Origin of the sequence: Nocardia sp. CA-136227, assembly GCF_050955695.1 — a bacterium.
In the GTDB taxonomy this organism is placed as follows: domain Bacteria; phylum Actinomycetota; class Actinomycetes; order Mycobacteriales; family Mycobacteriaceae; genus Nocardia.
Genome location: NZ_CP192081.1, coordinates 6,913,444 through 6,925,039, shown reverse-complemented (window position 1 = coordinate 6,925,039; position 11,596 = coordinate 6,913,444). Strand labels below are relative to the sequence as shown.

The following is an 11,596-nucleotide window of genomic DNA, read 5'->3' as shown; positions in this document are numbered from 1 at the left end:
AAAGGCAACCCGAATGAGCAATCCGTTCGACGACGAAAACGCCCAGTTCTATGTTCTCGTCAACGAGGAGGCCCAGCACTCGCTGTGGCCGGTGTTCGCCGCCATCCCCGGCGGCTGGACCGCGGCGCACGGCCCGGCCCTGCGACAGAGCTGCCTGGACTACGTCGAGGCGCACTGGACCGACATGCGACCTGCCTCGCTCGTCCAGGCCATGTCGGTCGAGCCCGAATAGACCAGCGGAACACCGAGTTCCGTATCCACAGACCCGGGGTCAAATGGCCCCGTGCGGCGGTCCCGAGAAGAAACCACACATCGAGGGGGTCTGTCCGCGTCGTGAAAGAAAGGGAATCACCATGACTACCACTCCTCCGGATCCCGGCACCACGCCTTCGGTCGACATCGGCGCTGTTGTCTCCCAGGTCCTGAAGTTCCTGGGCGCCGGCTCCACCGCTAGCTACAACCCCAAGGGCCCGAAGCTCAAGTCGCACAGCGCGAAGTAATTCGCGCCGCACTCACGAAATTCTCGAAAGGAAATCGCTGTGGATTTCTACACTGGCAGCGGTATGACCGACCTGCTCATCGCGATCGCGAAGGTCATCGGCTCCGGCTCCTCGACCTCGGTCACCCAGCCGGGCGGCACTACCCCTACCCCGACTCCGGTCGTCTAGGAGGCCTGCATGTTCAGCGGTAGTGCTGTGAACGACTTTTTCAGCTTCCTGGCGAAGTCGCTGGGCTCCGGCTCCTCCTTCACCTGGCCGCCGGCGACTACGTAGCAGCTTTCGGGCAGGTGTGTGAAGGCCGCCAGGGCAACCCGTCCTGGCGGCCCCCGGGGCTCAGCGCCGCAACCGGTCCAGGACCCAGCCCGCGGTCTCGGCGCTGGATCGGATCAGTGAGTGGTCCACCGGCGCCGCGTCCGGGAACAGGTCCTCGTAGACCACGTTCTCGACGCCCGGTTCGTCGAGGGTCGAGCACTGCGGCGCGGGCGTGGCGAGCTGATCCCGGCGCGTCGCGATCACCGAATAGGTGACCCCGGGCTGGGTGACCCGCGTATCGAAAATCGCCTTGTACACCGGCGAATCCGGTGTCATCTGCAGGGCTGTGGCCAATTCCGGCGAGGCCGCGGCCAGCAGGGTGCTCAGCACGGGCAGCTCGTGCAGCAGCTGCACGGGGGTGATGGGCGGATTCGGGATGCCGAGGACACCCGCGCCGTCACAGCCGCGCACCTCGGGCGTGATGAACACGGCGTGGCTCACCGTCGGCGCCCCGCCCAGCAGCTTCAGGTAGTAGTTCGTCACGATGGTCCCCGCCGAGTGGGCCACGATCTCGACCTTCTCGGCCCCGGTGGTCTCCCGCACCTTCGCGATGAAATCCGCGACCTGCCCTGCCTCGGCGGGCATATCGCCGTACCACCGCTTCCCGTTCACCACACCGCCCTGGAACAGCAGAGTGCAGTATCCGGCCCCGCGCAGTGCGCCGACCATGGTCTCCCACTGCGCGGCGGTCTGATCCGTGCTGCCGTCCCCGCCGGGCAGCACCACCACGGGATACGGATGCGCGGCGGTCGGCCCGCAGTCGATGACCGGTTCGATGGTGCTCCCGGCCGGCAGCGGCCGATCCGCGGACCCGGTCTCCGGCCCGGCCTGCGCGGGCGCGGCCGACCACAGGACGGCGGCGCTCGCCGCGATTGCGACAGTGCTGATGATTCTCATGGGCAACAACGCCTTTCGGCCCTAGTCTTGCAGTCCTCCCCGACCATGCGCTGTGCACGATACCGGCCGGCCGCGAGAATTCGGCGAAGCGAATTCGACTCGCGCGCGCCGCTTCCTGGGCGAGCGAACGATTGGCAAATATATTTGCTCCGAACGTAAACCCTGGTTACCACGAAATAGTCCCGGAGCGCCCGCACTCGCGCAATCGCTGAAGATTAGCTATGAGAGGGAGATATGAGCCGGCCCGAGCCCCTGGAACCACACGTGATCGGTCTCTACTGGGACCGGGACGGCGATATCTGGCAGCGGGAGGACGGCGGCTGGCGGCTCATCCTGCAGAGCGGCGTGGCCGTCGATCCGGTCTCGCTGTGGGAGTGGGACAACGGGCACGTCTGCGACTACGCGCCTTTCGTCCCGCTGACCGCCCTGAAGGCCTAGCCCTCCGGCCTTCGGAGGTTCAGCGCTCCGGTATGTCGGCGCCGAACAGGGTGACCTCCATCAGCCGGATCACCCTGGGCGGCGGGCAGATCGACGCGTGACCGCCGAACTCGCGCCCCAGATCCACCACCAGACCGAACCCGGCCTGCACCAGGATGCGCGCCTCGCTCTCGGACAGTTCCGGGCGCACCGCCACCAGCAGCCGCACCCACTCGGCCACGATGAGCCGCTGCACATTGCGCAGCATGGTGCGCTCCTCGGCCGAGACATGGCCGAACTCGGCGTAGTACACGAAGGTCAGCTCGCGCTCGGCGAACGATCCCGCGACATACAGATCCACCAGTTTGCGCAGCGCCTCGGCCGGAGTCGACGAGGTCGCCACCGCCGGGCCGATCGCCCCGGACACCCGGTCCGCCGCCCGGCGGAACGCGGCGGCCAGTAGATCGCCCTTGCTGCGGTAGTACCGGTACACCGCCGAGGCCGCCGACAGATCGGCCGCGGCCGCGATGTCCTCCACGCTCACATTGGGGTAGCCGCGCTGGTGGAACAGCTCCACCGCCTTCTTCAGCAGCAGCTCGTGCTTGAAACTGCGCGGGATCTCCACCGCGCGCGGCGGCTCCGCCGCGGTGCCCTCCGGCGGCAGCTCGGTGTCGAGGATGGCGTCGCAAGCCGAATGCAGCAGGGCCGTCAGCGATTTCGCGGGCAGCGTGGCGTGGTGGTCGCCGATGCTGGAGATGACGCTGAGCATCGACACCGCCCGCACCGCGCGGTCGTGCCCGTCGAGTTCGGGCCGCACGTCCGCGATGAGCGCGCGCAACGTGGTCAGCGCCACGATGAACTGCTCCTCCAGGATCTGCCGATCGGTGTCGTCGAGATAGCGGCGCTCCCAGCGCACCAGGGTGACGGTGGCGCGATTGGCGATGGTCTCGGCGATCATCCGATCCAGCACCCGGTTCAGCCGGGCGCGCGGGGACAGGCCCTCGGACTCGTCGGGCAGCGTGGCCGCCTCGGCGGTGAGCCGCGACAGGCGCAGCAATTCCTCCCGGAACAGCGCGTACTTGCTCGGATAGTGCCGGTACAGGGCGGCCGACGAAATACCGAGCCGGGTGGCGATGTCCTCCATGCTCACGCCGTGGTAGCCGAGCGATCCGAAGGCGGCGGCCGAAGTGGCGGCGATCTGCGCGCGCCGATTCTTCGGTCGGCGGCGGATCACGCGCTGCGGCTGCTCCTCGACGGTCATATCGCAATGGTAATCACCAGGCATTTCGGCCGACGTCCCGCCGCCGATCTGGGTAGTCTGCCGGGATGCGCACGGTCGACGTCGAACGCACCATCGCCGCCCCGCCCGCGGATGTCTTCGATTGGCTCACCGATGTCGCGAATTATCAACGGGTTCCGTTCGTCCGCCGCGTCACCCTGGTCCGCCCCGGCAATACCGCGGGCAACGGCGTGGGCGCGGTGCGGTTGGTGGTGACCCCGCTCATGCGGCTCACCCAGGAGATCACCGAATACGATCCGCCCCGGCTGATGCGGTATCGCGGGCTGAAATCCGTTCCGCGCCTGCGGCATCAGGAGGGTTCCATCAGCTGTGACCCGGTCGCCGACGGCACCCTGGTGCACTGGTCGACGACCTTCGAGATCGCCGCGCCCGTGCTCGCGCCGATGTGGACCTTCCTGGCGGCCCCGGTGGTGAGCCTCAGCTTCGACATGGTGTTGCGGACCGCCGCGCGCGAACTACGCGGTGCGTGAACGCGGCGCCCCGCGCGCCGTTACCATCTGGGGCCATGGCCGAGATCAAGGTGGAGCGCCTGAAGTCCGTGGCGCTGGTGACGGTGCACGACCCCGACAAGCGGAATGCGTTGACGCTGGATCTATCCGCCGATCTCGCGGACGCGGTGGCGGACGCCGAGGCCGACGAATCGGTGCACGCCCTGGTGGTCACCGGCACGCCCCCCGCCTTCTGCGCGGGCGCCAACCTGACCGCCCTGGGCGAGGCGAAGGAAGAGGGCCTGCGGGCCATCTATGAAGGCTTCCTTGCGGTGGCCCGCTGCAAGCTGCCCACCATCGCGGCGGTCGGCGGCCAGGCCGTCGGCGCGGGCCTGAACCTGGCGCTGGCCGCCGACCTGCGCTTCGCGAATCCCAACGCCCGCTTCGACGCTCGCTTCCTGCGCCTGGGCATCCACCCCGGCGGCGGCATGACCTGGATGCTGCAGCGCGCGGTGGGCCCGCAGCAGGCGACGGCCATGACGCTGTTCGGTGAGGTGCTCGACGCGCACGAAGCGGCAACCGCCGGACTGGTGCACCGGGTCGTCGACGGCGACCACGCCGCCCTGGTCGCCGCCGCCGTCGAATACGCCTCCGCGACAGCGGAAGTCCCACGTGAGCTGCTCATCACCACCAAGCGCACCATGCGCGCCACCCGTGCCCTGCCCACCCACGCGGAGGCGGTCAGCACCGAGGTGATCCCGCAGCTGGCGTCGCTCGAATCGCCCGAGTTCGCCGCCCGCCTGGCCGCGGCGCAGACCCGGATCAGCGGGTCGTCCGCGAACTGAGTTCGATCGAAGCGGTGAAACAGCCTGTGGCGTGGACGGATTCGATTCCGTCCGCGCCACCGCTCGTTCGGGACAGGTGGGGGAGCCGGTGGGGGAGTCAGTCCAGGGCGGCGAGGGCCATGCGGCGAAGGATCGGGCGCGCCCTGGTGGCGCTGGCCGGTGCGCTGTGCGGGGTCGAGTTGATCAGGCCGAAGGTGGCGTGCGCTTGGACGCGCGCGGCCTGCTCGGGTAGGTCGGGGCGTAGTTCCCGCAGCACCGCCACCCACACCTCCACGTACTGCCGCTGCGTGCGCCGCACCTGACGGCGCGCCGACTCCGGCAGATTCTCCAGGTCGCGATCCTGGATGCGGATCAGCTCGGGTTCGCCGAGCGCGAAGTCGAGGTGGAAGTCCACCAGGCCGCCGAGCGCCTCGCGCGGGGAACCCGCCGCGAGCGCCACGGACCGGCCGCCGTCGAGCAGCCGCTGACTGATGCCGACCAGCAGCTCGACCAGCAGCGCCTCCTTGTTGGGGAAGTGCCGGTACACGGCGGGCCCGCTGATGCCGGCCGCCGCGCCGAGATCGTCGAGCCGCATGCCGAGGAATCCGCGGTCCGCGATGAGTCGCGCACCCGCCTCCAGCAGCTGCTCGCGACGTTGCGCCTTGAGCTGCTCGCGCCGGGTCAGCCCCACGGGTTCCGTCGCACTGTTCACCGTGGCTCCTTTCAGCGGTGCTGGACAACTCAGTTAGTGAAGATTATCTTATTTTCCAGTTATTGGTGACTAACCGAGCGGACCGGATCGGACGCACGGGGAGGCGGAGCGGATGACGCTGAGCGAACAGACGCGGACCGGGAACCGGCACGCGCACCTGGCGTTGGTCGAGGAGCTGCGGGAGCGATTGGCCGTCAGCGCGCTGGGCGGGCCCGAGAAATCGCGGGAACGGCACCTGGCCCGCGGCAAGCTGCTGCCGCGCCAGCGCGTGGACCAGCTGCTCGATACCGGCAGCCCGTTCCTGGAGCTGTCGCCGCTGGCGGCCAACGGCATGTACGACGACGAATGCCCCGGTGCGGGCGTGATCGGCGGCATCGGCCGGGTCTCCGGGCGCGAGTGCGTGATCCTCGCCAACGACGCGACGGTCAAGGGCGGCACCTACTACCCGATGTCGGTCAAGAAGCATCTGCGCGCCCAGGAAGTCGCGCTGCAGAACAATCTGCCGTGCGTCTACCTGGTCGACTCCGGCGGCGCGTACCTGCCCCGGCAGGACGAGGTGTTCCCCGACCGCGAGCACTTCGGCCGCATCTTCTTCAACCAGGCGAACATGAGCGCCAAGGGGATCGCGCAGATCTCCGCGGTCATGGGCTCGTGCACCGCGGGCGGCGCGTACGTCCCGGCCATGAGCGACGAGACCGTCATCGTGCGCAATCAGGGCACCATCTTCCTGGGCGGCCCGCCGCTGGTGAAGGCGGCCACCGGCGAGGTCGTCACCGCCGAGGAACTGGGCGGCGGCGATCTGCACTCGCGCACCTCCGGCGTCACCGATCACCTGGCCGAGAGCGATCAGGACGCGCTGCGCATCGTGCGCAATATCGTGGCCACGCTGGGCCCGAAGACGCCGACGCCGTGGGATGTCGCGCCGACCGTGGACCCGATCGCGCCGCAGGACGAGCTGTACGACGTGGTGCCGGTGGACCTGCGCACCCCCTACGACGTCCGCGAGGTCATCACCCGCATCGTCGACGGCGGCGAATTCCAGGAATTCAAGGCCGAATACGGCAAGACCCTGGTCACCGGCTTCGCCCGGATCCACGGCCACCCGGTCGGCATCGTCGCCAACAATGGCGTGCTGTTCAGCGAATCCGCCATGAAGGGCGCGCATTTCATCGAACTGTGCGACAAGCGCAAGATCCCGCTGCTGTTCCTGCAGAACATCACCGGCTTCATGGTCGGGCGCGACTACGAGGCGGGCGGCATCGCCAAGCACGGCGCGAAGATGGTGACCGCGGTCGCGTGCGCCCGGGTGCCGAAGCTGACCGTGGTGATCGGCGGCTCCTACGGCGCGGGCAACTACTCCATGTGCGGGCGCGCGTATTCGCCGCGCTTCCTGTGGATGTGGCCGAACGCCCGCATCTCCGTCATGGGCGGCGAGCAGGCGGCCTCGGTGCTGGCGACCGTGCGCGGAGACCAGTCGGAGGAGGATCTGGAGAAGTTCAAGGCCCCGATCCGTGAGCAGTACGAGGCCCAGGGCAATCCGTACTACTCCACGGCCCGGCTCTGGGACGATGGCGTCATCGACCCCGCCGACACCAGAACCGTTGTCGGCCTGGCCCTCTCGGCCTGCGCGCAGGCCCCGCTCGAGCCCGTCTCCTACGGCGTCTTCCGGATGTGATGACCTTGATGAACAAAGCTCAGCCCGTCGTGTTCGACACCGTGCTCGTCGCCAATCGCGGCGAGATCGCGGTCCGGGTGATTCGCACCTTGCGCGACATGGGAATTCGATCCGTCGCCGTCTACAGCGACGCCGACGCCGACGCCCGCCACGTGCGCGAGGCCGACACCGCGGTCCGCCTCGGCCCGGCCGCCGCGCGCGAGTCCTACCTGAACATCGACAAGGTGGTCGCCGCCGCCGTGCGCTCCGGCGCGCAGGCCGTGCACCCGGGATACGGCTTCCTGTCCGAGAATTCGGCCTTCGCGGCCGCGCTCGAGGCGGCGGGCATCGCCTTCCTGGGCCCGTCCGCGCGCGCCATCGAGATCATGGGCGACAAGATCACCGCCAAGAACGCGGTCGCCGAATACGGCGTGCCCGTGGTGCCCGGCATCGCCAAGCCGGGTCTCACCGACGCCGAGTTGATCGCGGCCGCGACCGAGATCGGCTACCCGGTGCTGGTCAAGCCGTCCGCCGGTGGCGGCGGCAAGGGCATGCGCCGGGTCGACGATCCCGCCGACCTGCCCGCCGCCCTGGTCAGCGCCCGCCGCGAGGCCGGGGCCGCCTTCGGCGACGACACCCTGTTCCTGGAACGCTTCGTCACCCGCCCCCGCCACATCGAGGTGCAGATCCTGGCCGACCAGTTCGGTCACGTGCTGCACCTGGGCGAACGCGAGTGCAGCCTGCAGCGCCGCCACCAGAAGGTGATCGAGGAAGCCCCCTCGCCCTTGCTGGACGCCCGCACCCGGGCCCGGATCGGCGCGGCCGCCTGCAATACCGCCCGCAGTGTCGACTACGTCGGCGCGGGCACCGTCGAGTTCATCGTCTCCGCGGACCAGCCGGACGAGTTCTTCTTCATGGAGATGAATACCCGGCTGCAGGTGGAACATCCGGTCACCGAACTGGTCACCGGCGTCGACCTGGTGGAATGCCAGGTCCGCATCGCGGCCGGACAGAAGCTGTCCGCCGCCCAGGAGGACGTCCGGCTCACCGGGCACGCCATCGAGGCGCGCGTGTACGCCGAGGACCCGGGCCGCGACTTCCTGCCCACCGGTGGCACCGTGCTCGCCCTGTCCGAGCCGGAAGGCCCGGGCGTGCGGGTGGATTCGGGCCTGCGCACCGGCACCGTGGTCGGCTCCGACTACGACCCGATGCTGTCCAAGGTCATCGCGCACGCCGCCGACCGCGGCGCGGCCATCGCCGCACTCGATGCGGCCCTGCGGGACACACAGATCCTCGGTGTGCGCACCAATACCGATTTCGCGCGCTTCCTGCTCGCCGACCCGGACGTCCTCGCCGGACGGCTCGACACCGGCCTGCTGGACCGCCGCGCCGCCGACTTCGCCCCCGCCGCCGTCACCGACGAGCAGTTCATCGCGGCCGCCGCGCGGCTGTGGCTGCGGCACTGGCCGGACGGCCCGGTGGATCCGTGGCAGCTGCCCACCGGCTGGCGGGTCGGCGCGCACGCGCCGTTCGGCATCCGCCTGATCGGCGGCGACCGCACCGCGCACGTGTTCTTCTGCGGCACCCCGGACCGGGCCACCACCTGGATCGAGGACGGCGAGCGGCGCACCCTCACCGTCGATTCCGACGGCGACACCCTCACCCTCGCCATCGACGGCCTGCGCGGCCGCTACCGGGTCGCCACCGCGCCCGGCCACATCTGGGTCGCCGACCGCACCGGCACCGCCCTGCTGCGCGAGGTCGCCGAGGCCGACGTCCGCGGCGGCGACGCCCACGTCGGCGACGCCGAGATCCAGAGCCCCATGCCGGGTTCGGTCATCGCCACCCCCGCCGCCGACGGCGATGTCGTCGCGGCGGGCGCCCCCATCGTGGTCGTGGAGGCCATGAAGATGGAACACACCCTCACCGCCCCCATCGCCGGCCGCGTCGAACTGCTGGTCGAGCCGGGCGCGCAGGTGAAACTCGAACAGCCGTTGGCTCGCATCATCGCCGAGGAGAACACCCAGTCATGACCGATTTCCTGTCCACCGGAACGCTTCCGGACGAGTACCGCGAACTCGCCCTCACCGTCCGCGACTTCGCCAACCAGGTGGTGGCCCCGGTCGCCGCCAAGCACGACGCCGAGCACAGCTTCCCGTACGAGGTCGTCTCCGGCATGGCCGACATGGGCCTGTTCGGCCTGCCGTTCCCCGAGGAGTTCGGCGGCATGGGCGGCGACTACTTCGCGCTCTGCCTGGCGCTCGAGGAGCTCGGCAAGGTCGACCAGAGCGTCGCCATCACCCTGGAGGCCGGTGTCTCGCTGGGCGCCATGCCGATCTACCGCTTCGGCAACGACAAGCAGAAGGCGGAGTGGCTGCCGCTGCTGGCCAGTGGGCGCGCGCTGGGCGCGTTCGGCCTCACCGAGCCGGGCGCGGGCAGTGACGCGGGCGGCACCCGCACCACCGCGGTGCTCGACGGCGACAGCTGGATCATCAACGGCTCCAAGCAGTTCATCACCAACTCGGGCACCGATATCACCCGGCTGGTGACGGTCACCGCGGTCACCGGGGGAGTGGACGGCAAGAAGGAGATCTCCACGATCATCGTTCCCGCCGACACCCCGGGCTTCACCGCCGAGCCCGCCTACAACAAGGTCGGCTGGAACGCCTCCGACACCCACCCGCTCAGCTTCGTCGACGTCCGGGTGCCGGAGGAGAACCTGCTCGGCGAGCGCGGCCGCGGCTACGCCAACTTCCTGCGCATCCTCGATGAGGGCCGGATCGCCATCGCCGCGCTGTCGGTCGGCGCGGCCCAGGGCTGCGTGGACGAGAGCGTCCGCTACGCCAAGGACCGCGAGGCCTTCGGCCGCCCGATCGGCAGCAACCAGGCCATCGCCTTCAAGATCGCCCGCATGGAGGCGCGCGCCCACATGGCCCGCACCGCCTACTACGACGCGGCCGCGCTCATGCTGTCCGGCAAGCCGTTCAAGAAGCAGGCCGCCATCGCCAAGCTGGTCGCCAGCGAGGCCGCCATGGACAATGCCCGCGACGCCACGCAGATCTTCGGCGGCTACGGGTTCATGAACGAATATGCTGTGGCCCGGCACTATCGCGACAGCAAGATCCTGGAAATCGGTGAGGGCACCACGGAGGTGCAGTTGATGCTGATCGGTCGGGAGCTCGGCCTGTGAGCGAGCGCAGCGAGCGTCCATCGGACACAGTCGAGGTGAAGCGGGTCGTCCAGCGCGGCTTGTGGTTCGACGAGTTCGAGGTCGGTGTGGTCTATGAGCACCGGCCGGGGCGGACCATCACCGAGGCCGACAATGTGCTGTTCACGACCTTGACCATGAACACCCAGGCCCTGCACCTGGACGCGGCGTTCTCCGAGGCGCTGCCGCCGTTCCATCAGCGACTGGTGAACTCCATGTTCACGCTCTCGACGCTGGTCGGTCTGTCGGTCGCCCAGCTGACGCAGGGCACCATCGTGGCCAACCTCGGCTTCTCCGATATCGCGTTCCCCAAGCCGCTCTTCCACGGCGACACGCTGTACGCGGAGACCGTGGTCACCGAGCTGCGCGAGTCCAAGAGCCGGCCGGGCGAGGGCATCGTGACCTTCGCGCACACCGGCCGCAATCAACACGGTGACGTCGTCGCCACCGCCGTCCGCAAGACCCTGGTGAGGCGGAATCCACTGACCAGCTCGCTGGAGGAGCCTTCATGAGTTGGGAAATGCCCGGCCCCGCTTGGCTTTTCTGCCCCGCCGACCGCCCCGAGCGCTACGGCAAGGCGCTCGCGGCCGCCGACGTGGTCATCATCGACCTCGAGGACGGCGTCGCCGAATCCGACAAGGCCGCGGCCCGCGAGGCGCTGATCGCCAACCCGCTCGACCCCGAGCGCACCGTCGTGCGGGTGAACGCCGCGGGCACCCTCGAGCACATGCTCGACCTGGACGCCCTGGTGCGCACCGAGTACCGCCGCATCATGCTGCCGAAATGCGAATCGGCCGAGCAGATCACGCGGCTCACCGACTACGAGGTGATCGCGCTCATCGAATCCCCGCTGGGCGCGCTCGCCGTCGGCCGGGCGGTCATGGTGCGCAATGCCATCGGCGTCATGTGGGGCGCGGAGGACCTGGTCGCCGCGCTGGGCGGCAATTCCAGCCGGCACGCGCACGGCGGCTACCGCGATGTGGCCCGGCACGTGCGGTCGCAGTCGCTGCTGGCGGCCAAGGCGTACGGCAAGTTCGCGCTGGACTCGGTGTATCTCGACATCGCGGATCTGACCGGGCTGGCCGCCGAGTCCGAGGACGCGGTGGCCATCGGCTTCGACGCCAAGGTGGCCATCCACCCCCGTCAGCTGCCGGTCATCCGGACCGCCTACGCGCCCGCCGCCACGGAGGTCGACTGGGCGCAAAGGCTTTTGGTGGAAGCACCCAACCATCGGGGTGTCTTCACCTTCGAAGGGCGCATGGTGGATATGCCGGTCATCCGGCACGCCGAGCGCATCGTGCAGCGGGCCGACGCGGCCGGCAGCGCGGGATACGCGTTGTAGGA

At 69.4% G+C, this 11,596-nt stretch carries 14 protein-coding genes; 11 read left to right on the top strand and 3 right to left on the bottom strand.

The features are described 5' to 3' along the window. Positions 1 to 13: 13 nt before the first annotated feature. The 3 genes from ACQP06_RS32100 (at position 14) to ACQP06_RS32090 (ending at position 668) form a co-directional block, all read left to right on the top strand. Positions 14 to 232 carry an MbtH family protein gene (locus ACQP06_RS32100; protein WP_213559250.1) on the top strand — a complete coding sequence of 73 codons (219 nt, stop codon included), beginning with the start codon at positions 14 to 16 and terminating at the stop codon, positions 230 to 232. 121 nt (positions 233 to 353) lie between these two features. Then, positions 354 to 500 (top strand): hypothetical protein, encoded by a 147-nt coding sequence (locus tag ACQP06_RS32095; protein WP_433668627.1) that lies wholly within the window; start codon positions 354 to 356, stop codon positions 498 to 500. A 39-nt stretch (positions 501 to 539) separates the two neighbouring features. Further along, a complete protein-coding gene (locus ACQP06_RS32090; protein ID WP_433668625.1) occupies positions 540 to 668 on the top strand; it encodes a hypothetical protein in 129 nt (42 codons plus the stop codon). 165 nt (positions 669 to 833) lie between these two features. On the opposite strand, the gene ACQP06_RS32085 is transcribed toward ACQP06_RS32090, so the two are convergent. Further along, positions 834 to 1,709: an esterase/lipase family protein gene (locus ACQP06_RS32085; RefSeq protein WP_433668623.1), complete on the bottom strand. Its 876-nt coding sequence runs from the start codon at positions 1,707 to 1,709 to the stop codon at positions 834 to 836. Between the two features lie 234 nt (positions 1,710 to 1,943). On the opposite strand from ACQP06_RS32085, the gene ACQP06_RS32080 reads away from it, so the two are divergent. Beyond that, complete coding sequence (locus ACQP06_RS32080; protein ID WP_357091198.1) at positions 1,944 to 2,147, top strand: hypothetical protein; 204 nt, start codon at positions 1,944 to 1,946, stop codon at positions 2,145 to 2,147. A 19-nt stretch (positions 2,148 to 2,166) separates the two neighbouring features. Here ACQP06_RS32080 and ACQP06_RS32075 read toward each other — a convergent pair whose 3' ends face one another. Then, entirely contained in the window at positions 2,167 to 3,387 is a 1,221-nt protein-coding gene (locus ACQP06_RS32075) for a TetR/AcrR family transcriptional regulator (protein ID WP_433668621.1), read from the bottom strand. A gap of 65 nt (positions 3,388 to 3,452) precedes the next feature. On the opposite strand from ACQP06_RS32075, the gene ACQP06_RS32070 reads away from it, so the two are divergent. Further along, positions 3,453 to 3,896 (top strand): SRPBCC family protein, encoded by a 444-nt coding sequence (locus ACQP06_RS32070; protein ID WP_433668620.1) that lies wholly within the window; start codon positions 3,453 to 3,455, stop codon positions 3,894 to 3,896. A 35-nt stretch (positions 3,897 to 3,931) separates the two neighbouring features. Next, positions 3,932 to 4,699, top strand: coding sequence for an enoyl-CoA hydratase (locus ACQP06_RS32065; RefSeq protein ID WP_433668618.1), 768 nt, complete (start codon positions 3,932 to 3,934; stop codon positions 4,697 to 4,699). Positions 4,700 to 4,796: 97 nt separating this feature from the next. Here ACQP06_RS32065 and ACQP06_RS32060 read toward each other — a convergent pair whose 3' ends face one another. Continuing rightward, positions 4,797 to 5,390: an SACE_7040 family transcriptional regulator gene (locus ACQP06_RS32060; protein ID WP_433668616.1), complete on the bottom strand. Its 594-nt coding sequence runs from the start codon at positions 5,388 to 5,390 to the stop codon at positions 4,797 to 4,799. A gap of 112 nt (positions 5,391 to 5,502) precedes the next feature. Between ACQP06_RS32060 and ACQP06_RS32055 the strand changes: the two genes are divergently transcribed. From ACQP06_RS32055 to ACQP06_RS32035, 5 genes are read left to right on the top strand one after another with little or no spacing between them, the layout of a single operon-like run. Continuing rightward, positions 5,503 to 7,065 carry a carboxyl transferase domain-containing protein gene (locus ACQP06_RS32055; RefSeq protein ID WP_433668615.1) on the top strand — a complete coding sequence of 521 codons (1,563 nt, stop codon included), beginning with the start codon at positions 5,503 to 5,505 and terminating at the stop codon, positions 7,063 to 7,065. Positions 7,066 to 7,073: 8 nt separating this feature from the next. After that, entirely contained in the window at positions 7,074 to 9,077 is a 2,004-nt protein-coding gene (locus tag ACQP06_RS32050; protein ID WP_433668613.1) for a biotin carboxylase N-terminal domain-containing protein, read from the top strand. Next, positions 9,074 to 10,234, top strand: coding sequence for an acyl-CoA dehydrogenase family protein (locus ACQP06_RS32045; RefSeq protein ID WP_379271135.1), 1,161 nt, complete (start codon positions 9,074 to 9,076; stop codon positions 10,232 to 10,234). Before ACQP06_RS32050 ends, ACQP06_RS32045 begins: the two co-directional genes overlap by 4 nt. Further along, a complete protein-coding gene (locus tag ACQP06_RS32040) occupies positions 10,231 to 10,764 on the top strand; it encodes a MaoC family dehydratase (protein WP_433668611.1) in 534 nt (177 codons plus the stop codon). Before ACQP06_RS32045 ends, ACQP06_RS32040 begins: the two co-directional genes overlap by 4 nt. Then, positions 10,761 to 11,594 (top strand): HpcH/HpaI aldolase/citrate lyase family protein, encoded by an 834-nt coding sequence (locus ACQP06_RS32035; RefSeq protein ID WP_433668609.1) that lies wholly within the window; start codon positions 10,761 to 10,763, stop codon positions 11,592 to 11,594. The genes ACQP06_RS32040 and ACQP06_RS32035 overlap by 4 nt, the downstream gene beginning before the upstream one ends. The last annotated feature ends 2 nt before the right edge of the window (positions 11,595 to 11,596 follow it).